22 protein-coding genes and 4 pseudogenes are annotated in these 25389 nt (G+C 69.0%); 14 read left to right on the forward strand and 12 right to left on the reverse strand.

The features are described from left to right. The first annotated feature begins 23 nt into the window (after positions 1 to 23). Entirely contained in the window at positions 24 to 611 is a 588-nt protein-coding gene (locus tag OIU81_RS00115) for a TetR/AcrR family transcriptional regulator (protein WP_329141781.1), read from the forward strand. A 323-nt stretch (positions 612 to 934) separates the two neighbouring features. Here OIU81_RS00115 and OIU81_RS00120 read toward each other — a convergent pair whose 3' ends face one another. Further along, positions 935 to 1375: a VOC family protein gene (locus tag OIU81_RS00120; protein ID WP_329141783.1), complete on the reverse strand. Its 441-nt coding sequence runs from the start codon at positions 1373 to 1375 to the stop codon at positions 935 to 937. 599 nt (positions 1376 to 1974) lie between these two features. Between OIU81_RS00120 and OIU81_RS00125 the strand changes: the two are divergent. Further along, positions 1975 to 2196, forward strand: a pseudogene (locus OIU81_RS00125) (ATP-binding protein); the annotation flags it as partial. Between the two features lie 62 nt (positions 2197 to 2258). Then, positions 2259 to 2978: a leucine-rich repeat domain-containing protein gene (locus tag OIU81_RS00130; protein WP_329141785.1), complete on the forward strand. Its 720-nt coding sequence runs from the start codon at positions 2259 to 2261 to the stop codon at positions 2976 to 2978. A 111-nt stretch (positions 2979 to 3089) separates the two neighbouring features. Here OIU81_RS00130 and OIU81_RS00135 read toward each other — a convergent pair whose 3' ends face one another. Further along, the gene (locus tag OIU81_RS00135) at positions 3090 to 4082 is read right to left on the reverse strand and encodes a hypothetical protein (RefSeq protein WP_329141787.1); all 993 of its coding nucleotides are present in this window, start codon (positions 4080 to 4082) and stop codon (positions 3090 to 3092) included. A 147-nt stretch (positions 4083 to 4229) separates the two neighbouring features. Between OIU81_RS00135 and OIU81_RS00140 the strand changes: the two genes are divergently transcribed. Then, on the forward strand, positions 4230 to 4490 hold the full coding sequence (locus tag OIU81_RS00140; protein WP_329141789.1) for a hypothetical protein: 261 nt from the start codon (positions 4230 to 4232) through the stop codon (positions 4488 to 4490). A gap of 805 nt (positions 4491 to 5295) precedes the next feature. On the opposite strand, the gene OIU81_RS00145 is transcribed toward OIU81_RS00140, so the two are convergent. The 3 genes from OIU81_RS00145 to OIU81_RS00155 form a co-directional block, all read right to left on the reverse strand. Then, on the reverse strand, positions 5296 to 5691 hold the full coding sequence (locus OIU81_RS00145) for a DUF2267 domain-containing protein (RefSeq protein ID WP_329141791.1): 396 nt from the start codon (positions 5689 to 5691) through the stop codon (positions 5296 to 5298). A gap of 139 nt (positions 5692 to 5830) precedes the next feature. Next, a complete protein-coding gene (locus tag OIU81_RS00150; RefSeq protein ID WP_329154760.1) occupies positions 5831 to 6226 on the reverse strand; it encodes a DUF2267 domain-containing protein in 396 nt (131 codons plus the stop codon). Between the two features lie 99 nt (positions 6227 to 6325). Then, positions 6326 to 6769, reverse strand: coding sequence for an Hsp20/alpha crystallin family protein (locus OIU81_RS00155; protein ID WP_329141793.1), 444 nt, complete (start codon positions 6767 to 6769; stop codon positions 6326 to 6328). Between the two features lie 128 nt (positions 6770 to 6897). Here OIU81_RS00155 and OIU81_RS00160 point away from each other — a divergent pair, with 128 nt between their 5' ends. The 4 genes and pseudogenes from OIU81_RS00160 to OIU81_RS00175 form a co-directional block, all read left to right on the forward strand. Then, the gene (locus tag OIU81_RS00160) at positions 6898 to 7545 is read left to right on the forward strand and encodes a type III effector protein (protein ID WP_329141795.1); all 648 of its coding nucleotides are present in this window, start codon (positions 6898 to 6900) and stop codon (positions 7543 to 7545) included. Positions 7546 to 7888: 343 nt separating this feature from the next. After that, positions 7889 to 7981 (forward strand): annotated as a pseudogene (locus OIU81_RS00165) (GNAT family N-acetyltransferase); the annotation flags it as partial. A 176-nt stretch (positions 7982 to 8157) separates the two neighbouring features. Continuing rightward, positions 8158 to 8520, forward strand: a complete 363-nt coding sequence (locus OIU81_RS00170) for a GNAT family N-acetyltransferase (protein WP_443074105.1) — start codon at positions 8158 to 8160, stop codon at positions 8518 to 8520. Beyond that, positions 8486 to 9198, forward strand: a pseudogene (locus OIU81_RS00175) (transposase); the annotation flags it as partial. The gene OIU81_RS00170 and the pseudogene OIU81_RS00175, both read left to right, overlap by 35 nt. 822 nt (positions 9199 to 10020) lie before the next feature. On the opposite strand, the gene OIU81_RS00180 reads toward OIU81_RS00175, so the two are convergent. The 4 genes from OIU81_RS00180 to OIU81_RS00195 all read right to left on the reverse strand — a co-directional run bounded on the left by OIU81_RS00180 (position 10021) and on the right by OIU81_RS00195 (position 13848). Next, the gene (locus tag OIU81_RS00180; protein WP_329141797.1) at positions 10021 to 11889 is read right to left on the reverse strand and encodes a virginiamycin B lyase family protein; all 1869 of its coding nucleotides are present in this window, start codon (positions 11887 to 11889) and stop codon (positions 10021 to 10023) included. A 522-nt stretch (positions 11890 to 12411) separates the two neighbouring features. After that, positions 12412 to 12711 (reverse strand): hypothetical protein, encoded by a 300-nt coding sequence (locus tag OIU81_RS42195; RefSeq protein WP_443074106.1) that lies wholly within the window; start codon positions 12709 to 12711, stop codon positions 12412 to 12414. Beyond that, the gene (locus tag OIU81_RS00190; RefSeq protein ID WP_329141801.1) at positions 12680 to 12871 is read right to left on the reverse strand and encodes a hypothetical protein; all 192 of its coding nucleotides are present in this window, start codon (positions 12869 to 12871) and stop codon (positions 12680 to 12682) included. The genes OIU81_RS42195 and OIU81_RS00190 overlap by 32 nt, the downstream gene beginning before the upstream one ends. Before the next feature lie 161 nt (positions 12872 to 13032). Next, positions 13033 to 13848 (reverse strand): class I SAM-dependent methyltransferase, encoded by an 816-nt coding sequence (locus OIU81_RS00195; protein ID WP_329154762.1) that lies wholly within the window; start codon positions 13846 to 13848, stop codon positions 13033 to 13035. Positions 13849 to 14061: 213 nt separating this feature from the next. Here OIU81_RS00195 and OIU81_RS00200 point away from each other — a divergent pair, with 213 nt between their 5' ends. Beyond that, positions 14062 to 14241: a hypothetical protein gene (locus tag OIU81_RS00200; RefSeq protein ID WP_329141803.1), complete on the forward strand. Its 180-nt coding sequence runs from the start codon at positions 14062 to 14064 to the stop codon at positions 14239 to 14241. A gap of 523 nt (positions 14242 to 14764) precedes the next feature. Here OIU81_RS00200 and OIU81_RS00205 read toward each other — a convergent pair. Continuing rightward, positions 14765 to 15745, reverse strand: a complete 981-nt coding sequence (locus tag OIU81_RS00205) for an AraC family transcriptional regulator (RefSeq protein ID WP_329141805.1) — start codon at positions 15743 to 15745, stop codon at positions 14765 to 14767. A 535-nt stretch (positions 15746 to 16280) separates the two neighbouring features. Between OIU81_RS00205 and OIU81_RS00210 the strand changes: the two genes are divergently transcribed. Next, positions 16281 to 17501 (forward strand): styrene monooxygenase/indole monooxygenase family protein, encoded by a 1221-nt coding sequence (locus tag OIU81_RS00210; RefSeq protein ID WP_329141807.1) that lies wholly within the window; start codon positions 16281 to 16283, stop codon positions 17499 to 17501. An 81-nt stretch (positions 17502 to 17582) separates the two neighbouring features. Next, positions 17583 to 19307, forward strand: coding sequence for a styrene monooxygenase/indole monooxygenase family protein (locus OIU81_RS00215; protein WP_329141809.1), 1725 nt, complete (start codon positions 17583 to 17585; stop codon positions 19305 to 19307). A gap of 165 nt (positions 19308 to 19472) precedes the next feature. On the opposite strand, the pseudogene OIU81_RS00220 reads toward OIU81_RS00215, so the two are convergent. Then, positions 19473 to 19619: pseudogene (locus tag OIU81_RS00220) on the reverse strand (transposase); the annotation flags it as partial. Between the two features lie 405 nt (positions 19620 to 20024). On the opposite strand from OIU81_RS00220, the gene putP reads away from it, so the two are divergent. The 3 genes from putP to OIU81_RS00235 all read left to right on the forward strand — a co-directional run bounded on the left by putP (position 20025) and on the right by OIU81_RS00235 (position 25033). Continuing rightward, positions 20025 to 23591 (forward strand): sodium/proline symporter PutP, encoded by a 3567-nt coding sequence (putP, locus tag OIU81_RS00225; protein ID WP_329141811.1) that lies wholly within the window; start codon positions 20025 to 20027, stop codon positions 23589 to 23591. A 324-nt stretch (positions 23592 to 23915) separates the two neighbouring features. Then, on the forward strand, positions 23916 to 24506 hold the full coding sequence (locus OIU81_RS00230; protein WP_329141813.1) for an MFS transporter: 591 nt from the start codon (positions 23916 to 23918) through the stop codon (positions 24504 to 24506). 11 nt (positions 24507 to 24517) lie between these two features. After that, complete coding sequence (locus OIU81_RS00235) at positions 24518 to 25033, forward strand: DinB family protein (protein ID WP_329141815.1); 516 nt, start codon at positions 24518 to 24520, stop codon at positions 25031 to 25033. Here the strand turns inward: OIU81_RS00235 and OIU81_RS00240 are convergent. Continuing rightward, positions 25030 to 25179, reverse strand: coding sequence for a hypothetical protein (locus OIU81_RS00240; protein WP_329141817.1), 150 nt, complete (start codon positions 25177 to 25179; stop codon positions 25030 to 25032). The two genes, OIU81_RS00235 and OIU81_RS00240, sit on opposite strands and share 4 nt — an antisense overlap. Positions 25180 to 25389 lie beyond the last annotated feature (210 nt).

A 25389-nucleotide genomic window follows, 5' to 3' on the forward strand; every position in this document is an offset into this window, starting at 1 on the left:
TTTGTATCTGTTAGCATCACGGCATGACCGTGCCGACCGGACGCCGTGAGCGCAAGAAGGCCGCGACCCGCCAGAAGGTCGCTGACACCGCCCTGCGGCTCTTCCTGGAACGCGGGTACGACGCGGTGGGCATCCGTGACGTGGCCGCCGAAGCCGACGTGGCCGTCACCACGCTCTTCTCTCACTTCGCCTCGAAAGAGGCCCTGGTGTTCGAGCAGGACGAGAACTTCGAGCAACGCCTCACGCAGGCGGTCACCGGCCGGGCGCCGCACCAGCCGCTCATCCCCGCGCTGCGCCGCGAGATCCACGCCATGGTGCGCCATTGCACGGCGGCCGGCGCCGCCCCGATCTGGCGCATGATCGAAGAGTCACGTGCCCTGCGGGAGTACGAGGATTCGATGCGGCTGCGCCATGCGGAGGCGCTGGCTACTGCCATTGCCGACGACCCCGGCCTGTCACCGACCACAACGGCCTGCCGGGCGATCGCGAGGTTCGTGATCGACGCCTATGCGCTGGCCCGTGAGGCGGCCGATCCGGAGGCCGCGGTGGACGAGATCTTCCAGATGATCGAGGCGGCCTGGGAGGTCACCTGCCCCTCCCCCCATGCGTGAGGAACTGTTCCTACAGGTAGGGCCGGGAGGCGCCGAACGCTTGCTTCAACCTGCCCGAGCAGCTGGTTCAAGTCGGCCCAAGCCCGTCTGTCAAACCTTCACCCGAACTAGCGGTGGCACCACACGTGTTGCGCCGACTAGCGTAGGCCGACACAACGGTGAGCTGCACAGATACCGTCCCCTCCGCCTCGCGCCGCACTGCCTACGACCGCACTCCGGCAGCCGCAAGGGAAGGTTTCAGCCGTCCGAATCCCGTGTGGCCGAAGGTCAATCGGCAAGAGGGGCGCCCCGCAGCTGGCCACTGGCGTCGGGCCGAGGGGCAACTAGCTGATCCGTTCGGCCAGAGCGACGATGATTCCCGAGGGGCCGCGGAGGTTGCAGAGTCGGTAGACGTTCTCGTACTGCGCCACCTCGCCGAGGAGTTCGGCGCCATGGCGGCGCAGGCGGGTGATCGTGTCGTCGATGTCGTCGACGGCGAACATGACACGGTGCAGGCCCAGAGTGTTGGGTGGCGGGTTGAGCGGTCCGGCAGTGATCGCCGCGGGGGCGTGGAACTTCGTCAGCTCCAGCTTGCCGTGGCCGTCCGGGGTGCGCATCATCGCGAGGGCGCTGCGGACCCCGTCGAGGCCGACCGTCTGGTCTGCCCAGATTCCCTCGATCTGCGCTTCGCCTTCCAGCTCCATGCCGAGCTCGGTGAAGAAGGCGATGGCAGCCTCCAGGTCGTCGACGACGATGCCTACGTTGTCCATCCGCTGAATCGTCACGGGGTTGCTCCTTCTTCGTCTCGCAGTCCGTTCTGGCCACTGGTACCCCTGGGACGGAGCGGGTGCCCCATTCTCGACACCCGGAGGTGCCGACGTTTTGGGTGCTTCACGATAGATTGCGGCCTTGTAGGACAGGACGACCGGGTTTTCGGTGCCGTTGTCGACCTCCACGCACATCACCGGCAGCCCGGCCTCCGGCGCGGCGAGCACCGCGTCGGCGCGGGGGCTGTTCTTGCCGGGGGTCGAGAGCGTGCCGGAGACCGGCAGCACCACCTCCGTCGCCCAGGAGCTGATCTGGCCCCACCCCTGGGGCGCTCCGGCGCGGCCATTGGGGCAGCGGAGGTGTCATTGCCCGCCGGTGCACTGGTGGGCGTGCTGGTGGCGGGGTGGGGGCGGTTGCGGGGTACGCGGCGGGTCGGCTCGGGTGGGGTCTGCAGGAACGCGGCGACGGTGTCTGTGACCTTCACCGCGTAACTGTCGATGTGCCTGAGCCGGTTGCCAAGGCCCTCTGACCGGTGGCTTTATCCCCTGAATCTCGGGAGCGCGGCGTAGGAGGGTCGGTAGGGGAAACGGTAGGGCGCGCAGCAGGGGCACGCCGTGCGGGCAGAAAGGGCTACCGGGTCCGCTATACGCTGGCCACGAAGCTGGTGAACGAACTGGTCGAGGCGGCCGACGAGAAGCGGCTGAACAAGACCATCGTCCGCTACGGCCGCGTCGGCCTCCTCTGCATTGATGAGCTCGGCTACATGCAACTCGACCGGCACGACGCCGGGCTCCTCTTCCAGGTGCTGACCGAGCGCGAAGAGAAAAACGAACCGGCTGCCTGGCCCGAAGTCCCGGGCGAGAATCGAGGCCCAAGACCACTGACGAAGGTGAGAAGGCCGTGAGGCACGCACTGAACCTATGGCGTCAGGAACTCGGAGAAGTGCCCGACTCGGTCTGGCAACAGACCGAACTCCGCGTCCTGATCCTTGCCGACAACGGACTCACGGCCCTCCCACCAGGGATCGAACGACTGCACCGGCTGATGACCCTGGACGTGGGCCACAACGCGCTCACGTCGATTCCCGACGAGCTGGGCAGGCTGACGGAGCTCAGCAACTGCCTCTACTTGCATGACAACCAGCTGTCACGGCTTCCGGACGCCGTGGGAAAGCTGACCAGGCTGCGATACCTCAACATCGGCGAGAACTTCCTCACGACCCTCCCCGAGGCCATCGGGAGGATGGCCGGCCTCATCGAGTTCAGGGCACAGCACAACCGGCTGACCACGTTGCCCGACTCCCTCGGCCGGCTCCGCGACCTGCGTGAACTCTGGCTCCGAGGAAACACGATCGAACACTTGCCGCCGTCGACCGCGGAACTGCACCAACTTCGTCACCTGGATCTGCGCGAGAACTCCGTGGCGGAGCTGCCGCCGTCACTGGCCGGCCTGCCGCGGCTCCGTCAGATCGACCTGCGGAGCAACCGCCTCAGCCACCTACCAGACTGGCTCACCCTGCTTCCATCACTGGAGAAGCTGGATCTGCGATGGAACGACATCGATCCCTCCCTGCCGCTGCTGACCGAACTCGAGCGACGGGGATGCGTCGTCTTGACATGAGCGAGACGACACGCGATCTCTGACAGCAGTGCCGTCATTTGAAGTCACTGCTGGCCTTGCCCCGGGAGCATCGAGGTGGTCCTGGTGAAAGGCCTTCCTGAACTGGCAGGTTCACGGGCGACGGCCCACCCGTTCGGCGGACTGCTGGGCGCTGTCGGGCACGCTCACCCGCCTACGTTCGCCGCGTACCAGCGTCCGCATGATGCCCACCCCCGTCAGCACGGCCGTGACATGCAGCGCCACAGTGACCGCGACGTTCTCCGGGTAGCTGACGTCGCTCGGGTGCGCCAGCGCCACGTACACCGTGGCCGGCAGCCTCCAGCCGCTCCACGCGAACATCGAGCCCGATCCCAGCCACGCCAGCGCAAGCAGGAGCGGATACGGCAGCCGGGTCGACCGGCGCCGGACGAGAGCCGGCACGGCGGCGGACACGACGAGAGCCCAGCCCGCGCTGACCCCGACCAGCACATGCCAACTGACCGGCCGCTCATCGCGGTGCGCGATGCCCAGAGAGCCACCGGCCGCCCAGTAGAGCCAGGCCAGGCCGGTCACGGCGCCGGTCACCGCGGGCCACACCGGTCCTGAGGAGGTGCGGGTGCGGGGTCGCTCCGGCCGGCGCAGCACGTGGGGCCAACGCCGCCACAGATAGGCGGGAAGCGCGAGAGCCAGCGCAAGCCCGGTTCCCACGAAGCTGCACTGGAGCAGCACCGCTTCCCAGCCCGGCATCGCCGCGTCACCCCCCGGGCTCCCCGAGCCTCCCGAACTGCCCGTCCCGGAGTTCACAAGCGCGCTGACGACCACGAACGGCAGGATCGACACCAAGAACCCCGACCCGACCCAGGCGAAGAATCCCACCAGCCAGCCGGGGATCCGCATCCCCCACGGCCGCACCAACGCCAGCCCCAGCGTGATCCCGGCCGCAGCCATCCCGATCGTGACGGTGTTGAGCACCAGCCAACCGCCCAGGCTGAACCCCCGCCCGACCGGCAGCAGCCCCAGTAACGAACCGACCACCCACGACACCTTGATGACCAGATACGGCACCAGGGCCGCCACAATCCCGTACGCCGCCGCACGCCCGATCCGGTCCCAACGCTCCATCATGTCCCCCTCCGCTGGAGATCCCATCCTCCCGCGCCCGCGCCCCCTCCGCCTCAGCCCCCAGGCGCACCCCGCTCCCCCGTTGGTCTGACTCGCCCCTCCGCCCTGCGGACCACCCCACATGCGCACCACGGCGTTGCTGTCTTCCCGGTGACCGCGTTGTCCGACGACATGGACGACGTCACCGCTGACTCATTCGTGGTGGACGAACTCGGCGTCGTCCTCCTCATGGCGAGAGACGGGTGGAACGACGCCTGCCCCGGAACCGCGCTGCGGGGCATCACGCACTTCGCCGCCCAGATCCTTGCCGACTCCCCGCAGGACGTCACCCGCACTGGAGGCGATGCGAGACGAACGCATGGCGGGGCCGCGAGCGAGGCGCACTTTGAGGCGGGTGTGCACCACCCGTAACGCCGGAGGTCACCGCCTGGACCCGGGGCCGTGTTGGGGCCCCGGGGCGGGTCGGGTCGGGGTCTGGTGATTTTCGGGGGCTGCGTACATGGTGCGGTGGCGCCTGGTTCTTGGTGTGTGCCCCGCTCGCGTGCCTGCTGGGCGTCGGCGGCGAGTGCGGTGAACGCCTTCGTGATCCGCGCCAGCTGGTCGGCGGTCAGCTCCAGGGCCTGCAGATCAGTGCGCAGCGTTTGGACATCGACCGTGGGTGATGTCGTTGCAGTGCGTGGCGAGCACGGCATCCACGATCTGTTCGTCCAGGCCGGGCTCGCGGGGGCGGCCGCGCCTGCTGCTTGGGCGGGCGGGTCGATCGGACCGCGATCCGGTTCAGCTTCACCCGGGCCCGCTCGGAGACCACGGGCAGGAACTTCGGCTCCCCGTCCTCGCCCTTCGCGGTGACGTACTCGTGCCCCAGCTCCTGTCGGCAGGCGGCGATCTGTTCACCGCGTCGGGCGGTCCAGCCGATCAGCTCGTGCGGGACGCCCGCAAAGGGCGGCGTCGCCCCCGCCGTCCTCGCCCAACGAGCCGTGGACAAGATGCGGCTACGCCGTGTCATGGAGTAGGTCCCGGCCAGTCGGCTGGGACCTACTCCTCTTCAAGGCCAAGCCCAGCGCCACCAAGGTCCTACCAGGACCAGGACCAGGACCAGGACCGGGACCGGGACCGCTCTCGCTGGTGCCGATGCCTCAGCGTGGGCGGCAGATCAACTCGGCCGCTGGGCCTTCCCTCGCGCTACCCGGGCCATGTGCTGATGTCGCACAGCTCCTCAGGCGGCTTGGGTGAGTTCGGCGCGGCCGAACAAAAGCGCGTAGCCGGAGGGGAGTTGGCGCAGGATGCCGGTGAGCAGTTCTGGGCCGGCCAGGAAGGCGACGGTGGCCAGGACGGAGCCGGTGTCCCAGCGAGTGGCGGCCAGGGTGGCGCCGGTGCGGGCGGCGAGGTCCTTGACGAAGGCCCAGCCGGTGAGGGGCTGGGTGTTGGGGATCTGTTCGGTGAGGATGCGTGCGGCCTCCAGGGGCAGGCGGGTGGCCAGTTCGACGCGCTCGTCGCCCGTCAGCTGGCGTCCAAGTCCCGCAAGGACCAGGCGGACGGCTTCCTTGGCCCGTTCCCGAGTGGGGTAGGCGCCTTCGTAACGGACCTTTTCCAGCATCTGCTCGAATGTCATCTGGGGCAGGTGCTGGAGCGGTGCGGGCCGGTCGGAGGTCACTGCGGTGGTTGCCTTTCTCGTGGTCGAGGTCGTGGTGTGGGGGTGCCCGGCGGGCCCGGGCACCAGGTGGGTGGGCTGTCAGGTGGACTGGGGGCGGTCAGGTGGACTGGGGGCGGCCGAAGAGGAGGTCATAGCCGACGGGCAGCTGGAGCAGGATCTGCGTCATCAGGCGGTCGCCGGCCGCGTCGGCAGCGGTGCTGAGGACGGCGCTGACGTCCCAGGCCGCGGTCGCTTCGGTGGCCCCCTCAATCCATGCCGCCGTCGCCCGCACGAACCGTTCGGGCGGGAGTGGTTCGGCGCTCTGCAGCGGGTTGAGCAGGATCAGGGCGAACGCTTCCGGCAGACGTGCGGCCAGTTCTGCACGCACGCCGCCGACCAGGTGGGCGCCGAGCAGGGCGAGAACCACGCGGGCCGCGCGTTCCGCTTCCTGGACGCTCTCGTACTCGCCGCGTTCCTTCACCTGATCGAGGAAGGCTTCCCATCGCAGGGTCACGTCAGCCACCGCCTCTCTTGGTCTGAGCGGTGCGCAGGACGGGCGGAGGGGGAGATCAGGTGCCCGTCCTGCGCCGCGGGCCGGCCCGGGTCGCCGGACTCAGCCGGAGATCTCCTTGCGGGAGGACTCCCCGCCGACGGAGATCTTGCGGGGCTTGGCGCGCTCGGCAATCGGGATGCGCAGGGTCAGCACCCCGGCGTCATAGTCGGCCTTGATGCGCTCGGTGTCCAGCGTGTCGGCCAGCACGAGCTGGCGGGAGAAGACGCCCAGCGGCCGCTCCGACAGTTCCATCTGCACGTCGTCGGCCTTCGCCACGGGCCGGCGCTCCGCCCTGACGGTCAGCATGTTCCGCTCGACGTCGATGTCGATCGCCTCCGCGCTGACGCCGGGAAGGTCGAAGGCCACCACGTACTCGTCGCCCTCACGGTAGGCGTCCATCGCCATCGCAGAGGGCCGCGTCCAGGTACCGGTGCCAGTGCCGGTGCCGGTCAGCTGTTGGGCGAGGCGGTCGAGTTCACGGAAAGGGTCAGTGCGCATCAACATCGCGAAACACCTCCAGAAGGTTTGGGCTGTACCCGCCAATGCGCTTCACTGACACCGTTGTAACATGTCATCGAGTGGATGACAAATATTCTGTCGTCGAAACGATGACAACTTGGAAGGAGGTGCCCATGACAGCAGCCGATCAGCCGGTCTCTTCCAGCACTGACGCCCAGAGCCCGGCTTCGTTCCTCGCTGCGGCGGCGGCCCTGGAAACCATCAACAGCGCCCTGCGCGCCGCCCAGCACGAGGCCCCCGGCGGCGAGGGCACCGGTCCGGAGCAGGCCCTGGCCTCCCTCCTGCTGCTGCGACAGGTGCGTGAGCAGCTCGCCGGGTGGGAAACCAATCTGATCGAAACAGCCCGCCATGCAGGCGCCAGCTGGGCCGACCTCGCCCACCCCCTCGGCGTCGCCAGCCGCCAAGCCGCCGAACGCCGCTACCTGCGCAACAGGCCCGGCCCCGGAACCACCGGCGAACAACGCGTCCAGGCCACCCGCGAACGCCGCGCCGCCGACCGCACCATCGCCACCTGGGCCCGCCACAACGCCGCCGACCTGCGCCGCATCGCCGGCCAGATCACCGCCCTCACCGACCTCCCCACCACCGCCCGCCTCCCCCTCAGCCAACTCGACGCCGCCCTCGCCCAGGACGACGCCGCCGCCCTCATCCACCCCCTGAACGCCACCCGCCCCCACCTGACCACCGACCACCCCGACATCGCCGCCCGACTCGACAGCCTCACCAACTCCGCCACGGCCGCAGCCGTTGCCCCCGAATGACCGATGCACAGCGGCATGCAGGCAGCCGGACCTCACACGGCAGGCCCCGGCCAGTGAGCCGGGACCTGCCGTTCTTCAAGATCAGCATTGGCCTCCCTAGGGCCGTAACCGCCTACCCAGCAGCCGCTCCGCAAGGCCCCGACCAAGCAGCCGCAGCCCCCCAGCACCTTCATTTCCAGAGAACATCCACGATCTCGTTCATCTTCAACTGCTGTCGCAACCCGTCGATGAACGCTGTTCCCAGTACACCAGCCGTAGAGCGTGATGTGCCCTGGCCTTGGGGGTGTCTGCCGCTGGCAGCAACTCAGGTGGCCTCCGCGCACGATCTGGGTAGAGTCGGGCAATGCCCGAGCTGAAGCGGCTGCATGCCGGCCACACCCCGGCAGTCCTGGCCTTCGAGCTGGCGAACCGCACCTACTTCGCTGCTTCGATCTCATACGGCTGGAGGTCGCGCTGGTACCAAGTGCCTGACTTGCCGCCGAGATCGGCCGGGGTGGCAGGGCCAACCGGGACGAACCCGGCCTTGGCCAAGACTCTCCGGGACGCGGCGACGACTTCTTCGACCAGTTCACCGACCGGTACAACGCCTCGCTGGCCGAGCAGGAGGCCGGCATCTGCGCCTTCTACGTGCTCGTCGCCGCGGACGGCTCGGTACTCGGCAGGTTCAACCTGTACGACTTGGAGGACGGCACTGCCAGACTCGGCTACCGGGTCGCGGAGCGGGTCGCCGGCCGCGGCGTGGCGACCGCGACCGTCCGGGAGCTGTGCCGGATGGCGACAGCGATGCACGGCTTGCGCACACTGCGGGCGGCCACCTCCCACGACAACGCCGCGTCCCGGAGAGTCTTGGCCAAGGCCGGGTTCGTCCCGGTTGGCCCTGCCACCCCGGCCGATCTCGGCGGCAAGTCAGGCACTTGGTACCAGCGCGACCTCCAGCCGTATGAGCCGGACAGCCGGCCGGTTCGCCCGGGTTGAACCCCGGCGTCGGGTACGGGATCTGATGCTGGGGCTGCTGTCGGACCTGCCAGGCAAAAACTGCTGGAGCATCGCCGAGTGGGCCGGATAGGCCACCCCGGACGGCCTGCAGCACCTGCTCGGCCGGGCCCGATGGGATGCCGACGCCGTGCGCGATGACGTGCGCGAGTACGTCCTGGAGCATCTGCAGACGAGGGTGCGGGACTGCACGGGCACGCGGCAGTGGACCGGGAGCCGTACATCCCGCGCTCCTGGACGCGCGACCCAGATCGCTGCCGAGCCGCGGGCCTGCACGAGGACACCGTTTTCGCGACCAGGCCGGAGCTGGCCGCCCGCATGATCGGCCGATTTCTCGATGCCGGGCACCGCGCCGGATGGGTCGCGGCAGACGAGGTCTACGGCGGCAACCCACAGCTGTGCTCCGCGCTGGAAGAGCGCCAGGTCGGCTACGTGATCGCCGTCGCCTGCCGGCATGAAGCACCACCGGCGCGGGACGTTCCACGCGGATGCCCTGGCCGCGAAGGTGCCCCAGCGGGCCTGGCAGACGCTGTCGGCCGGGGCCGCACCACCGCTGAACTCGCCTACTACCGCTACTTCTCACTCGACCCGGCGCCCCAGAACACCCTGGTCCGCGTCGCTGGATCACGGTGGCGGGTGGAGGGGACCTTCCAGTCTGGCGACGCCGCCACCAGGCCCGAGCCCAAGCCGGCCATTACCGACGACAGCCGCGAATCAGACATGAAGATCACGATCTACGGCTGGAGTACCAGGACCACCTCGTCCACAACACGCGTCCGCATTCTGCGACTTGGGATACACGTCATGGCGCACCTCCCGCTGTGTGAGCCTGCCGGCCCTCGCCACCGAGCCGTCGAGGCGGTCAGCAGTGAGACAGTGCCCAGTTCACGGCACGACTCGCCTCGGGACACGCCTCAGCAGCCCGGCAGCAGCACACTCCGCGATGGCGATCGACGAAGGACAAGCCGGACGTCCAGGTCCGATTTCTCACGAGCCAGAGACCAGCGCGCGGGTACATCAATCGGTATACCCAGGCCCCACGACTTGCGATCACTCGGAGGCTCGCCGTCTCACCGCCTACCGTGCACGGGCTCGTCAGCCGGGCGGGAGCAATTGTCAATACCTGTGGATCAGTAGGGTCGGGAGAGTTCCTACGCATGACCTCCCGCTCTTCAAGGCTGTGCTGTCAGAGTGGACGTTTGGCAGCCGATGTGTGCCGTCGTTGCTGTCATCACCGTCGCTGGGGCACCGACCAAGCGCAGCTCGTGAGGGTGGAGTCGGCTTGTTCTGCCGACCTTCCTGCACCGTGGTCTGCTGGATCCGTGCCGATGCTGGAGCCGCCCTCACGGCCGGAGCCCCGCCTCTGGAATCCAGGCCTGCCGCCCAACCCCTCGACTGGTCGGCCAGCTCGTCCAGTTGGGTCACGGCGTGTTCCTCCCGTCGCAGCAGGCCAGGTGACGTGGGTTTTCGGCGCCGGTGAGATCAGCCCGGGAGGGGGATGAACAGCAGGATGCCGTGGGCGGTGGCGGCGGTGTAGCAGGCATTGCCGGGGAAGGTGGCGGTGTAGAAGGGGGTGGCGATGGCGAAGACGGGGACGATGGCGTTGTGGATGGTGGCGGTGCCGTTGGCGTCGGTGACGGCGGTGCCGAGGTTGACCGGGCCGAAGAGCGTGGTGGCGGTGAAGGTCACCGGCTGACCGGCCACCGGCATCCCCGAGGTGGTCCTCAGGGTGGCGCTGAGGGTGGGGATGTAGAACTCGGGCAGCGGGGTCAGCCGGAGCCGGATCGTGCCTGGCTGCGCGGTCAGCGTGGTGGGGGTGCGGTTCACGGTGACGGGGGTGCTGGCGTTGGAGCCGGTGAAGCAGCTGTCACCGCCGTAGGCGGCGGTGAGGGTGCCGGTGGTCAGGGCGGTGGTGGTGAAGCATGCCTGCCCCGATGCGTTGACGGGGACCACCTGGGTTTGGCCGTTGGGGAGGGTGAAGGTGACCGTGCCGGTCGGCACCGTGGTGGTGGCCGGCGCCGGGGTGATGGTGGCGCATACCGTCACGCTCTGACCGCAGGTGGAGGGGTTCGGCGTCACCGACAGCGTCGTCGTGGTGGGGTTGGAGTTCACGGTGACGGGGGTGGGATTGCCGTTCACGGTCGCGGTGAACGTACCGGCGGTGTAGGTGTGGGTGGTCTGCCCGCTCCCGGTGGCGTCCAGGGGGACGGTGACCGTGGGGCTGCTGTCCCCGAAGTCCACCACCGCTGTCCCGTTCGGAGTCCCCCCGGAAATGCTGAACGTCACCGGTTGCCCGCACACCGGCGCCGCAGGCGAGGTCGTCACCGTCAACGGCGAAATCTCCGTCACGCTGGCCGAATTGGCGTTGGTGACGTAGACGTTGCTGTTCGGTGCCGCCGCCACCGAGAACGGGAACGCGCCGACGGGGACGGTGGCCAGGACCGTGTTCGTGGCGCTGCTGATCACCGTCACATTGTTGGAACTGCTGTTGCCGACGTAGACGTTGCCGGTCGGCGCCACCGCCACCCCGAACGGGCCCCCGCCGGTGGGGACGGTGGCCAGGACGGTGTTCGTGGTGCTGCTGATCACCGTCACGTTGTTGGAAACGGTGTTGGTGACGTAGACGTTGCCGTTCGGCGCGATCGCGATCACCCCCGGGACCGTGCCGGCGGGGACGGTGGCCACGACAGTGTTGGTGGCGCTGTCGATCACCGTCACGTTGTTCGAGGTCTGGTTGGCGATGTAGACGTTGCCGTTCTGCGCCACCGCCGCCGCGCCCGGGAACCCACCGGTGGGGAGGGTGGTAATGACGGTGTTCGTGGCGCTGCTGATCACCGTCGCGGTGCCAGCGTTCCGGTTGGCGACGTAGACGTTGCCGTTCTGCGCCACCGCCACCGCGTCCGGGACCGCGCCGACGGGGACGGTGGCCACGACGGCGTTCGTGGTGCTGTTGATCACCGTCACGTTGTTCGAAGTGCTGTTGGCGACGTAGACGTTGCCGTTCGGCGCCACCGCCAATGCGAACGGGCCCCCGCCGACGGGGACGGTGGCCAGGACCGTGTTCGTGGCGCTGCTGATCACCGTCACGTTGTTCGAGCTCTGATTGGTGACGTAGACGTTGCCGTTCGGCGCCACCGCAATCATGGCCGGGCCTGAGCCGGCGGGGACCGTGGCCAGGACGGTGTTCGTGACGCTGCTGATCACCGTCACATTGTTCGAATTGGCGTTGCCGACGTAGACGTTGCCGTTCGGCGCCACGGCCACCGCCAGCGGGCTCGTGCCCGCCGGGATCGTCACCGTGGAGAACGCCGCACTGAACAGCGTGGGCGCAAGCCCCCGTACCGCGGCCACCTCAGATCCACCGGCCGGTACAACCGGCCGAACCCCGCCGGCTACCGCCGGAGCTGCCAACCAACTCGTAGTCGGTTCCATGACAAACCTCTCTCAGTTGAGAGGGTCGCCCAAGAAATCCCACCGGGGCCCGCGTCGCACGACGCCGGTATACGCGAACCGGATCACCGCTTGCACACCGGGACAGAGGAAGGACACACCGAGCCGTGCCACGCATCCGCGCACCACAGGGGTTGCCTCTCTCCCCGGAGAGATGGGCAACCCACCGGAAAACGGTCACCACCATTAACCCGAAATAACCAATACGACACCACACCCTTGACTCGACTTCACCCGGACAGACCAATGCGCAGCCCAACCCGGGCACGCCGTAAGAGAGGACGAACTGCCACGCAATGTGGCCCGGAACGTGGAGCTGAGCAGGGGACGAAGCGAGAGATGGAGCCGCTGACCGTGAAGGAGGGCGAACCTGACAGGCAGCCGGCTCGACGGCCACGTCACGGCAGGAGTCTGCTCGCCGCATCACGCCGCCACCTCGCCGGGGCGCCCGACCAGTCTGCCGTTGACGAATACCGCTCCTGCGCGGACGTTCATCCGGGCGTCGGCCCGGCCCGCGAGCGCAAGACCGACCGACACCGGCGTCGACCGCAGCCGCTCGGCCCGTCGCCCGAACCTGCGCGTGAGACCGGGTACTTGCTCGGCGAAGGTCATGCGCTCGCAGGATTCCTCATCGCAGACGAACCGCCGCACCCGCGACGACACCACGACGAACTTGCCCGCCGTCGGCAGATCACGAGGAAGACGCAGGCGGGAGCCGTGAATTCGCCCCGACCAGCACCCGCACCCCGGACAGGCCGCCCGTCCCGCGGTCGTACGGGCCTCGATCCGGACGACCCGTGTCGATCACCTCGACCGATTCCACCAACACGCCCTCGAGCGGGGAAAACAGCAGTTCGTTCAACTGCGGCAGCACTTCGTTCACGGCGAAGGGCTGCCGACCACACCACCGTCCAGCCAGGCGGTTTTCGGGCGGACTTCACTGGCCGTAGGCGGTCAGGCGCGCATGACTGGCCGGCCGCGCATGAACCTGGCTCCACTCATCAGGCCACTTGAAATCGATCATCTAGGGAACCGGGAGGCGCTCTACCGGCGGACCGCCGAGATCAGTCCGCCGGGCCGCTCCTCACGTTGCGGCGGGGTGCTGATCGGGCGGCCGTAGGCGGCAGCACGCTCGCGCAGGGTGTGGCAGCTGGCCTCCCAGCCGTGCCCGGCCAGCCAGCCCACCGGGTCGTCGGGCATCTCCGAGACCCACATGGATGCCGCCGATCCCGGCACGGCGTCCGCGCCGAAGCGCTCGATCACACCGCGCGAGCCCAATGTCAGCCCCATCCGACTGCCTGCCGCCGACTGCGCGCTGATCCGGGCCAGCAGCAGTTCCACCGCGTCCTCGGGCAGATAGATCAGCAGTCCTTCGGCGATCCACACGGTCGGCACCGCCGGGTCGTGCCCTGCGGCGGCCAGCGCGCCTGGCCAGTCCTCACGCAGATCCACCGCGACAGCGATCCGCTCGCAGCCTGCGACGGCCCGCTCCTGGCGCAGCACCGAAGCCTTGAAGTCCAGTGGCGCGGCGGTGTCGACCTCGAACAGCCGGGTGCCCTCGGGCCAGTCCATCCGGAAGGCCCGGCTGTCCATGCCGGCGCCGAGCAGCACGACCTGCCGGACTCCGGACGCGGAGGCCTGCTGCAACAGGTCGTCGAGGAACTTCGTCCTGATGACGATGGAGAACGACACGGCCAGCCGGCGGCGTCGCGCGGCCTCGTCATCGGGCAGCGGCGGCGAGGAGGGCCACAGGCCACCGGCGGTGGCGAAGGCCTGTGCCAGTGGGTCGCGGAACAGCGCGTTCTCCCGCTCGGTCTCCAGCGCCCGCACCCTGGCCACTCCCACCGCCGTGGCCCACACTCCCGACGGCTGCACCCGCTCCTGCTCATCAGTCACCGCGCCAGCCTAGATGATCGATCCAAGGGGCCTGATGAGGGGAGCTAGCCTCATGCGCGGCCAGCCGGTCATGCGCGCACTGACCGCCTATGACCACTAAAACGAGGGCAGGGCCCGATGCCAGGAAGGTCCCAGCTTCGGACCTTCTGAGCCACGGCCGTTCGCGATGTGATGAGGGTGCCGAAGGGCCGCCAGCCGGGCCGCCGGCCGGTGGTCATTATCGGGGCGGACAAGCCCGCCGCCGCAGGCGCCACTCCGGCCATCACGCTCACCGACAACTTCTCCGTGGAGGGCGCGACCCTCGGCCGGCAGCCGAACAAAGACGGCGGCAACAGCGGCGCCATGTGGTTCGAGTGACCGCGACCGCACGGCAATTCGGGGAGGGTGGCTCTGCCGGCCCCCCCCGCTCGTTTCGGAAGGGAGAGGCTCATGAGCGGGGAATGGATCACCGGCGGCGACGCCTCGACACCGGCGTGGAGCGAAGGACACGCGGCAGGTGGCGAAGGGTGCCCTCCGCGCAGGCGGAGGTGGGCCGCTTGGCAGGCTCCACCCCATCCTGATCGGTGTGTGCTCTCCGCGCAGACGAATACGGCATCTACCGCGGGACCGGCGACGGCACGTAGACAACAGGGGCCGTACCGCCCGATCGGCAGGTACGGCCTGTCAATTTCCATTCCGCATCGGTCAGTTCAGGGCGAGTCATCCCAGCCTTCTACCCAGACCAGCACTGCAGAACTGGGGGAAATGGCTCAGCAGCGCGCAACCCCAAGCGCACTGGGAATTTCTCAACTTGACGCCGTGCCAGACCACCAGGTCGGCACGTTCGCCCCGGCACGAAAGGGAGCCGGCGTTCGCCCGGCACCCGGATTCCGAATTCCTCCTATGCCCGCAACGTCTCCGAAGGCGACTCCCCGAACTGTTCGCGGTACGAGAGTGAGAAACGGCCCGGGTGCAGGAAGCCCCAGCGAGAGGCGACGGCGGTGACGGTCGCGGCACTCGGGTCGGAGGCCAGGAGTTCCTTGCGTACGCGATCCAGGCGGACCTCGCGCAGGTACGCGAGCGGTGTCGTGTCGAGATGCCGGCGGAAGCCGTCCTGAAGGGCCCGTACGCCGACGCCGACGCATTCCGCGATCTCCGCGACCGTGAGCGGCTCGTCGGCATGTCCCTCGATGACCTCCATGGCGCGGCGGACCGCGGGCGGTGCGACGCGCGGCTGCTCGCCGAGCAGCGCCGACGTGTAGTTGTTGGGCTGGGCCATCAACAGCTGGGTCATGAGGAGTGATTCAAGCTGTTTTGTCACGACGGGCTGGCTCGTCATGCCACCAGGCCCCTCCGCCTCCCGGCGCATGAGGTCGACGATGTTGAGCCAGGATCGGGAGCCCGGTGTGGTGAGGTTCATGCCGAGCGAGAAGAAGATCGGGCGGCGCACGGCGCGGCCGAGCAAACTGCCCAGGTGCGATTCCAGTGAGGATCGGTCGAACCACACGATCAGCTGCGGATTGCCGTCACCCCAGCGCATGTCCAACTTTCCGGTCGGAGAGGGGACAGAAGCGAGTTCTGGGGAGGAAATGATCTCCTCGCGGCCGCAGGTGATTTCGGCGTAACCGGCGAGCGGGATCTGGACAAGGAAAAAGCTCTCCAGATCGCCCGGCGTGATCCGGACTTCCGTGCCGTAATCGAGGTAATAGAGACCTGTCCGATCGAAGGGTGCGCCGTGCAGCCGGGCGTCGAGTGTCGCCGAGCGCCGCACGATGCGCAGCTCATGCGGACAGAAGGCGCGGCCGACCTCGGCCCGCGCCTCCCAGATGTCCGTTGTATGGAACCGCTGGTGATTTGCGAGGGGGGACTCTTCAGCGGGCATGTGAACCTCCACCGCCGAGATGCGCGATCGGGACAGCAACCCGCGTGATCCGGATAGCGGAGGTGATCTTGCCATACCAAGATTGATCCCCGACCGCCGCGGCCCCGAGAGAATCCTGGGAATCAACAATGCAGGGAGTGCCGGGCCGGACTGCGCTCGTCAGAGGCGGAGTCACGCCCAGCGGACAGCCCGTCGCATGCGCGCTGCGCGTATGACGCGCGACCGGCGCGGCGAGGGCCGCCAAGGCCGTACCCCCGCACGTCGCGGCACCCTTGCCGCTGCTGCCCCGGCCCGCCGATTCGGCCGGGCCCCTCTAGCCGGCCGGGTTACCCGGGGTCCATCCCCCGGCCCTACGGGTGCCCCGGCCTCCCGCGGCTGCCCGCCAACCCCCCTCCGGCGGGCAGCCGCATTCCACACCACCGCCGCCCACTCGTTGACGCCGCCACGTGCCGAAACGCCGCACAGTGCACGGCACTGCACGGCACCGCACGGCACCGCTCACAAACCGCACGCCCAACCCCCGGAGATCCCCCTCATGCGCAAGATCACCATCGTCGGAGCCGGCCAGGCCGGTCTTCAGCTCGGCATCGGCCTGATCGACCACGGTTTTGACGTCACCCTCGTGTCCAACCGCACCGGAGACCAGATCCGCGAGGGCCGGGTCATGTCCAGCCAGGCCATGTTCGGGACCGCACTGGCCCACGAGCGCAACCTCGGCCTCGACTTCTGGGGCAACGCCTGCCCGTCGATCGACGGTCTCGGCGTGTGCATCGCCGACGGCCAGGGCGGCCGGGCGCTCTCCTTCGACGCCCGCCTCGAGGCCACCGCCCGCTCCATCGACCAGCGCGTCAAAATGCCACTTTGGATGGGCGAGTTCGCGCGCCGCGGCGGCCGTCTGGAGCTCTGCGAGGCCGGCATCGAGGACCTGGAGCGCTACGCCGCCGAGTCCGACCTGGTGATCGTCGCGGCCGGCAAGGGTGCGATCGCCGGGCTGTTCGAGCGGGACGCCATGCGTTCCCCGTACGACGCGCCCCAGCGCGCGCTGGCCCTGGCGTACGTCACCGGCATGGCAGCGCTGCCCGACCGCCCCGGCGTCAGCTTCAACGTCATCCCCGGTGTGGGTGAGTACTTCACCATGCCCAGCCTCACCACCAGCGGCCCCTGCGACATCATGTTCTTCGAGGGCATCCCGGGTGGCCCGCTCGACTGCTTCGACGGGCTCACCCCCCACCAGCAGCTGGCGAAGTTCCAGGAACTGCTGCGGACGTACATTCCGTGGGAGGCCGAGCGCTGCACCGATGTCACGCTCACCGACGGGAACGGCACCCTCGCGGGCCGCTTCGCGCCGACCGTCCGCAAGCCTGTCGCCACGCTGCCCTCTGGCGCGCAGGTACTCGGCCTCGCCGACGTCGTCGTCCTCAACGACCCGATCACCGGCCAGGGGTCCAACAACGCCTCGAAGTGCGCGGCCTCCTACCTCGCCACCATCCTGGACCACGGCGAGCGCCCGTACGACGCCGCGTTCATGGAGCTGGCCTTCGGCCGCTTCTGGGACAACGCGCAATCCGCCACGGCCTGGACCAACGCGATGCTCGGCGCCCCGCCGCAGCACGTCCTGGAGATCTTCGGCGCGGCGAGCGCCAACTCCCGTATCTCCGCCCGCTTCGTCAACGGCTTCGACGACCCGCGCGATGTGCACCACTGGTTCCTGGACCCGGTCGCCGCGAGGAACTACCTGACGGAGGCGGGCGCCTGACTGATCGTCGGGAGCTGGGCACAGCAAACTGACACCATGTCAGCGATCTGACGTACGAGAACAGGAACAGGACAGCAGGGCATGAGAAGGATCGCGGTGGTTGGAGCCGGGCAGGCGGGTGCCCAACTCGCTCTGGGACTTCAGGCGCACGGCTATGACGTCACCTTGGTCACCGACCGCGACCCCGACGAGATACGTCGCGGCCCGGTCATGTCCAGCCAGTGCATGTTCGACACCGCGCTGCAGAGTGAGCGCGAACTCGGCCTGCACCACTGGGAGGACCAGGCCCCGGACATCTCCGGCATCGCGCTCTCTCTCATCGGTCCGCACGGTACTCCGGACGTCTCCTGGCGCGCGCCACTGGAGGGCCCTGCCCACTCCGTCGACCAGCGGGTCAAGTGTGCGGCCTGGATCGAGCAGTTCGCGGACGGCGGCCGCGGCGAGATCGTGCTGCACGAGGCGGGCGTCAACGACCTCGAATGGTACGCCCGAACGCACGATCTCGTCGTAGTCTCCACGGGCAAGGGCGAGCTGAGCCAACTCTTCCCGCGCAACTCCGAACTCTCCCCGTACGACCGGCCGCGCCGTGCGCTGGCCCTCACGTACGTCACGGGAACGGCACCGCGGGAGGGGGAGGACGCCGTCCACTACCGCCTGGTCCCCGGCGTCGGCGCATACTTCTCCTTCCCGGCCCTCACCACCACCGGCCCCTGCGACATCATGGTCTTCGAAGGCGTCCCCGGCGGCCCGATGGACTGCTGGGAAGACGTCCGCACGCCTGAAGGCCACCTCACCCGCTCACTGGAAATCCTCCACCGGTTCTTCCCCGACGAATACGAGCGCTGCCGGCACGCCCGGCTCACCGACAACGGCGGGGTGTTGCGCGGCAGGATCACGCCGACCGTCCGGCACCCCGTCGCCCGCCTGGCCTCCGGCAGGCACGTCCTCGGCATGGCCGACGCCGTCGTCCTCAACGATCCGATCACCGGCCAGGGTTCGAACAACGCGGCCCAGGCCGCGACCCACTACCTCGACAGCATCCTCCGCCACGGCACCGCCGAATTCACCCCGCAGTGGATGCAGCGCACCTTCGACAACTTCTGGCGCGGCTGGGCTCAATGGGCCGTCGGCTGGACCAACTCCCTCCTGACCGACCTGAGCCCCCACCACCGCGACCTCCTGACCGCGGCGGCCGAGATCCCCTCGGTCGCCGGCGCCCTCGCCGCCGGATTCGACGACCCGCGCACCCTCTACCGCTGGTGGTTCGAGGAGGCAGAAGCACACCGCTTCCTCGCCGAGAAGCGCGCCCAGCACGCCGCCCGCTTCGACGGCCGCGAGCTGCGCCGCGCACTGGGCCAGTACGCCACCGGCGTGACCGTGGTGACGGCCCGCGCCCCAGACGGCCGCAACGTCGGCATGACCGCGAACTCCTTCGCCTCCGTCTCGTTGGAGCCGCCCCTCGTCCTGTGGTGCCCCGGCAAAAACAGCCCGAGTCTCCCGGACTTCACCGACGCCTCGCACTTCGCCGTCCACGTACTGGCCGCCGACCAGCACCACCTCTCCCGCCAGTTCGCCACCCCGGCCGACGACAAATTCCGCGGTACCCCCACCACCGCCGGTATCGCCGGCACCCCCCTCCTGGACGGCGCGGTCGCCCGCTTCCAATGCCGCACCGTCCAACGCCTCGACGCCGGCGACCACATCATCTTCCTCGGCGAGGTCGAAGAGTACGAGGCCGACGGCGGTGCCCCTCTGGTGTTCCACTCGGGGTACTACCACGTCGCGACGAAGCACCCAGATCTGTGAACGAGCATCACGAGCATGCGGATCCGTTCCGTTCTCGTGCGCGATGCGCTTCTGACGCCGCAGGTCGCGAAGGGGGCTCTCCCCACAGGCGGAGGTGAACCGGCTGCGTAGCCCTTCGGGGAGGGTGAGGGTAAGGAACAGTGCTCTCCCCGCGAGTGGAGGTGAGCCATCCTTGATGCGGCGCTCGTAGTAGTCACGTGTGCGCGGGTCGAAGCGCAGCCGGGTCTGCACGATCCGGTGCAGGGGGGCGTTGGCCTGCCGGTCGCCGCCGCGGTTGAGTCGACGGTACTGACGGCTGCCCGAGGAGTGCTCGCCCTGCCACCCCCTGAGCCCGCGCAGAGCGGCGGGCGGACGCCGGCCGGGAGCGAGGTGGCCCGATCGTCGACGTCACTCGGTGCCGTGTCGGCCAGCCTCTCACGCAACGTTGCCGCTGTCGGCGGTGGCTCTCACCCATGCCCCACTTCCCGGACAGCAGGCCGGAGGGGGAAGGGCTCAGGCGGGCGGTTCGGCGAGCTCGTTGCGCCGGTGCAGCGAGAGCTGCACCTTGTGCGGTGTTGCGCGCGGCTGTGTTACGGATAGGCCGTTCGACACCGGCGCCGAGGTGGCGGCCACCGCATGGCGGATCAAATCGGTACATTTACCCGCCAGGGTAGACCGGGCTCCCAGGCGCGCCTCTGGTCGCGCCCGGTGCTCATGAACCTCGCGGGCGAGGAGAATATGTTCAATTTGAGTGCGCCGATCGTGACCACGTTCCTCGTGTATGCGGTCGCCATGATCGGAGTAGGTGTCTGGGCATATACCCGCACTCACACCTTCACCGACTTCGCCCTGGGGGGCCGCAGGCTCAGCGCGGTGGTCGCCGCCCTGTCCGCAGGCGCCAGCGACATGTCCGGCTGGCTGTTTCTCGCGTTTCCCGGAGCGGTCTACGCGGCCGGGATCGGCGCCAGCTGGATCGCCATCGGCCTGGCGGTCGGCACCTACCTCAACTGGCGGTTCGTCGCGCCGAGGCTGCGGACCTACACCGAGCGCGCCAAGAACGCCGTGAGCCTGTCGGCCTACCTGGAGGAGCGGTTCGAGGACCGCACCCGGATGCTCAGGATGGTCTCGGCGGCGGTCACCCTCGTGTTTTTCACCGTCTACGTCGCCAGTGGTCTGGTGGCCGGCGGGTTGCTGTTCGAGCATGTCTTCGGCATCCGTTTCGGGCTCGGGGTGACCCTGATGGCCCTGGTGATAGTCATCTACTCGGGCCTGGGCGGCTTCCTCGCCGTGAGCCTGACGCACGTGATGCAGGCGACGCTGATGCTCCTCGCCCTGCTCGTGGTCCCCTTGACCGGTATCGGGGCCCTGGGAGGCTTCCGGGAACTGGGCGATGCCCTCGACAAGAAGGCGCCGGGCCTGCTGGACATGGGGGCAGAGGTCAGCTATGCCGACGGGAAGTGGTCGGCCGGCGGGTCGCTCGGCGCCGTCGCGATCATTTCGCTGCTCGCCTGGGGGCTCGGCTACTTCGGCCAGCCGCACATCCTGGCCCGCTTCATGGGCATCCGCAGTACCCGCGCCATCCCCGCGGCCCGCCGTATCGGAACGGGGTGGGTCATCGTCGTACTCGCCGGCGCCACGCTCGTCGGCCTCGCGGGAATCGGGCGGCTCGGCACGCCGCTCCACAACCCCGAGACGGTGTACATCGTCCTGAGCCGCCTCCTGCTCAATCCCTGGATCGCCGGGGTGATGCTGATCGCCGTACTGGCCGCGATCATGTCAACCGCGGACAGCCAGCTTCTCGTCTCGTCCGTCGCGCTCACCGAGGACTTCTACCGCGCGTTCCTCAACCGGCGTGCCTCGGACCGGGCGCTGATGTGGGTCGGTCGCGGCGCCATCGTCGCGGTAATCCTCGTGGCCGTCGTCATCGCGCTCAACGGTGGCGGCCTCCTGGGCATTGTCGCCTACGCCTGGGCGGGCTTCGGGGCCGCCTTCGGGCCGGTCGTCCTCCTCTCGCTGTACTGGCCGCGGATGACCTGGGCGGGGGCCATGGCCGGGATCGTGTCGGGTGCGACCACGGTGCTTCTCTGGAAGAAGATCAATCCACTGCTCGGGCCACTTGAGTCGGGTATCTACGAAATGGTCCCGGGTGTACTGGTAGCCACGGTGGCCGCACTGGTCTTCGGCAGGTTCGTCGGCCGGCCCCCGAAACGGGCTTTCTGGCGGATGCCGGGAGGCGGGGTGAGCCAGCTGATGCTCACGCCGTTCCTCACCCACGCACCGGTCGGCATGGCCGTCCTGGACACAGATCTGCGCTACGTCTGGGTGAACGAGCAACTGGACCGCCTGATCCCCCTCGAACAACGACTGGGGCGGCAGGTGGGGGAAGTGCTGCCGAGGTCGGAGGCGGAAGCCTTCGAGGAGCTGATGCGCAGGGTTCTCGAGACGGGGGACCCGGTGCTGGACTACGAGATCCGCGGCCCCAGCTACACCGATCCCGACCGCACGCGCGCGTTCTCCGCCTCCTTCTTCGCCATGAAGGACCGTCAGGGCCGGTACGTGGGCATCTGGTACATGGCCATCGACGCCACCGAGCGCTGGCGGGCTCAGGAACGCCTGGCGCTGCTGAACGACGCCGGTGCCCGTATCGGCAGCACACTGGAGGTGACGCGGACCGCGCAGGAACTGGCCGACGAGGCCGTACCGTTCGTCGCCGAGTTCGTCGCCGTGGACCTGCTGGACTCGGTGATGAGGGGCGAGGAGCCGGCCCCCGGACCGGTCGGTATCACGCCCGTCATCCGCCGAGCGGGGCAGCAGTCGGTGCGTGCGGGCTGCCCGGAGTCGACGCTGGCCGTGGGCGAAGCGGTCCGGCGTGCTCCCTCGTCGCCCGTGACCCGCTGCCTGCGGGAAAGCAGGAGTCTCGTGGAACGGATCCTGGACCGCTCCACCAGCGCCTGGGTGACCGAAGACCAGTCACTGGGCGCCTCCATCGCCAAGTTCGACATCCGCTCGCTGATGGTGGTTCCGGTGCGGGCGCGCGGCGTCACCCTTGGCGTGGCGACGTTCGCCCGCTCCCGGCGTCGGGGGCCCTTCGAGGACGACGATGTGCGACTCGCCGAGGAACTCGTCTCCCGCGCGGCGCTGTGCGTCGACAACGCGCGCCGCTTCACTCGCGAGCGCACAGCGGCCCGCTCCATGCAGCGTTACCTGCTGCCGCAGGACCTCACGGGAGGGTCCGCACTGGAGGTGGCGTCGTGGTATCTCCCGGCGGACGCCCCCAGCGGTGTGGGCGGCGACTGGTTCGACGTGATTCCGCTCTCCGGCACCCGGGTCGCACTGGTAGTCGGGGACGTCGTCGGACACGGCATCAACGCGGCGGCGACCATGGGGCGTCTGCGCACCGCGGTACGCACGCTCGCCAATCTGGACCTCCCCCCGGACGAACTGCTGGCTCATCTGGACGACCTGGTCATCGGCCTCATGGGTCCGGCGGAGGCCGAGGACGAGACCGCGGGTGCCGCGTTCCTGGGTGCCACCTGTCTGTACGCGGTGTACGACCCGGTCAGCAGACGGTTCACGCTGGCCCGGGCCGGCCACCTCCCACCCGTGATCGTCGGCCCCGACGGCACCGCCGACGTCCTCGATCTGCCCGCCGGACCGCCACTCGGCCTCGGATACCTCCCCTTCGAGTCCGTCGAACTGGAGTTGACCGAAGGCAGCCTCATCGCCCTCTACACCGACGGCCTCATCGAGACCTTCGACCGGGATCTCGACGTCGGTCTCTCCCGACTGGGCGACGCCCTCGTGGTGCCCGGGCAGACGCTGGAGGAGGTCGGCCTGGGTGCAGTCGACGCCCTGCTGACGGGTCCGCCGTCCGACGACGCGGCCCTGCTCCTCGCCCGGACCCGCCTCCTGGCTCCGGACCGGGTCGTGTCGTGGAACCTGCCCAGCGAACCGGCGGCCGTGGCGAACGCCCGCGCCCTCGCCGGCCGGCAGTTGGCGGAGTGGGGCATGGACGATCTGACGTTCACCACGGAGCTCATCGTCAGCGAGCTGGTCACCAACGCCATCCGCCATGCGACCGGACCGGTAAGTCTGCGCCTGATCCGGGATCGCGGCCTGATCTGCGAGATCTCCGATGCCAGCAGCACTTCGCCGCGCCTGCGCCATGCCCGGACCACCGACGAGGGAGGACGCGGCCTGCTGATCGTGGCCCAGCTCGCCCGGCGATGGGGCACCCGTTACACGACGGCCGGCAAGATCATCTGGACGGAGCAGGATATTCCCGACGACATCGACGCCCGGTGATGAGCAGCGCCGCCACCGGTACCCGGGCCACAGAGTTCTGGGCGGTCGGAAGGCGCTGTGTGGGATGTCGTTCGAGCTGTACACCGGTAGCCGGTGGGAGTTGTGCCAGCGCGTGGGGCCGGAGGTGGCGGCCGTATCCGCGGCGACCGGGGGACGGAGTGCGGCAGCGCGCCGCGCCGTGCTGATCAGCACGGCGACGCCGGCCGGACAGGTGGCCTGCGCCCTTGCGGACCGTCGGGCGGCTGAATGCGGTGCGGGCCGTGCTCATGGACCGGAACGGCAGGCCGGCCGGGCGGGCGGCGACGCGTGGAAGCGAGTGACATCGTGACCAGCACCGGAACCGAGGCCGCTGAGGACCAGCGCAGGCACGCCCGGCCCAGCCCTGAGGCCACACTGATCACGAGTTGCCTGGCGGTGTGTCTCGCCCAGATCGCGCTGGCCATGCCCGCGACCCTGAACGGACTCTTCCAGGAGAGCCTGCACCCCGTCGGCTCCCAACTCACCTGGATCTCCGACGCCTTCCTGCTGCCCGTGACGGTACTGGAGCTGGCCTTCGGCCTGCTGGGCGACCTCTTCGGCCGCAAACGACTGCTGATCGGCGGCGCGGGCCTGCTCGCCGCCGGCGAGGTGGTGGCGGCGACCGCCGGGGGTGTCGCGCAGCTGTGGGCAGGCCAGCTCCTCGGCGGCCTCGGCGCCGCGGCGCTGTTCCCCACCACGCTCGTCATGGTGGCCGCCGGCACCCACACGCCGCGCGACCGGGCCCAGGGCATTGCGGTCTGGACCGCCTCGGCATTCGATGACACGACGACTGAGTTGGACGACAACGGACAGGTCGTCGCCGGCTTGGCCGTGGAGCGGGAGCCCATACCGTGTCCAGCCGAAAACCAGGCGACAGTCGGAGACAGGACGCCCTAATGTCCGCAGGCATGGCACCTTCACTTGAGCGTCCCCCCTTTCAGGCCGATGAGCGCACCGCACTCACCGGCTGGCTGGATCTGCAGCAGCAGATCCTGAGATGGAAGTGCGATGGCCTGAGCGAGGCGGACGCGCACCGCTCCGTCATCCCGACCTCGCCGGCGATGACGATGGCCGGACTCCTCAGCCATATGCGGTGGACCGAGCACACCTGGCTGGAGGTGCTGTTCCTGGGCGGTGACAAGACTCAGAACCCATCCTTTGACGAGACGGACGAGGACGCCAGCTGGCGCACCGAGGGGGTTCCGTTGAAGCAGCTGCTCACGGAGTACGAGGCCCAGTGCGCCCGCAGCAACGAGATCGTGGCCGCGGCCTCCCTGGACGACGTCGGCCGCCACCCCGACTACCGCTCCGGCAACGCCAACCTCCGCTGGATGCTCATCCACCTCGTTGAGGAGACCGGACGGCATGCGGGGCACGCGGATATCGTGAGGGAGCTGCTCGACGGGGCGAAGGGGTACTACTAGGTCTTTCCGGTGGGTCGCGACGACCGGAGCCATAGCCGGATCGAGACAACGGTGACGGTGACGGTGCCGTGGAAGACGTAGGCGCTCTTGTCGAACCTCGTCGTCACGGCCCCGAAGTTCTTGAGGCCGTTGATCGTCCGCTCCACCTCGTTCCGATGCGGAGTGGGCGGCGGTCCGGCCGTTGCCGGTCACGGCAGTGGACTCGGTCGCGGAGACGGCCAGGGCCTCGACCAGCTCCTCCCGCGCGATCACCCGCCGGTCCAGCTCGGTCTCGGCGGCCTCCAACACCTCAGCCAGCCGCGCGACTTCCTCCCGCAGCCCCTCCACCCGCACACGGGCAGCTGCGTCCCGCCCCT

The sequence above is a fragment of the Streptomyces sp. NBC_01454 genome (assembly GCF_036227565.1).
Lineage (GTDB): Bacteria > Actinomycetota > Actinomycetes > Streptomycetales > Streptomycetaceae > Streptomyces.

What these genes read in the sequence shown, in the direction of transcription:
- OIU81_RS00115 (WP_329141781.1), top strand. Translation starts at nt 24, where the DNA reads ATGACCGTGCCGACCGGACGCCGTGAGCGCAAGAAGGCCGCGACCCGC.
- OIU81_RS00135 (WP_329141787.1), bottom strand. Translation starts at nt 4,082, where the DNA reads ATGATGGAGCGTTGGGACCGGATCGGGCGTGCGGCGGCGTACGGGATT.
- OIU81_RS00145 (WP_329141791.1), bottom strand. Translation starts at nt 5,691, where the DNA reads ATGACATTCGAGCAGATGCTGGAAAAGGTCCGTTACGAAGGCGCCTAC.
- OIU81_RS00155 (WP_329141793.1), bottom strand. Translation starts at nt 6,769, where the DNA reads ATGTTGATGCGCACTGACCCTTTCCGTGAACTCGACCGCCTCGCCCAA.
- OIU81_RS00160 (WP_329141795.1), top strand. Translation starts at nt 6,898, where the DNA reads ATGACAGCAGCCGATCAGCCGGTCTCTTCCAGCACTGACGCCCAGAGC.
- OIU81_RS00205 (WP_329141805.1), bottom strand. Translation starts at nt 15,745, where the DNA reads ATGCCCGCTGAAGAGTCCCCCCTCGCAAATCACCAGCGGTTCCATACA.
- OIU81_RS00210 (WP_329141807.1), top strand. Translation starts at nt 16,281, where the DNA reads ATGCGCAAGATCACCATCGTCGGAGCCGGCCAGGCCGGTCTTCAGCTC.
- OIU81_RS00215 (WP_329141809.1), top strand. Translation starts at nt 17,583, where the DNA reads ATGAGAAGGATCGCGGTGGTTGGAGCCGGGCAGGCGGGTGCCCAACTC.
- putP (WP_329141811.1), top strand. Translation starts at nt 20,025, where the DNA reads ATGTTCAATTTGAGTGCGCCGATCGTGACCACGTTCCTCGTGTATGCG.
- OIU81_RS00235 (WP_329141815.1), top strand. Translation starts at nt 24,518, where the DNA reads ATGGCACCTTCACTTGAGCGTCCCCCCTTTCAGGCCGATGAGCGCACC.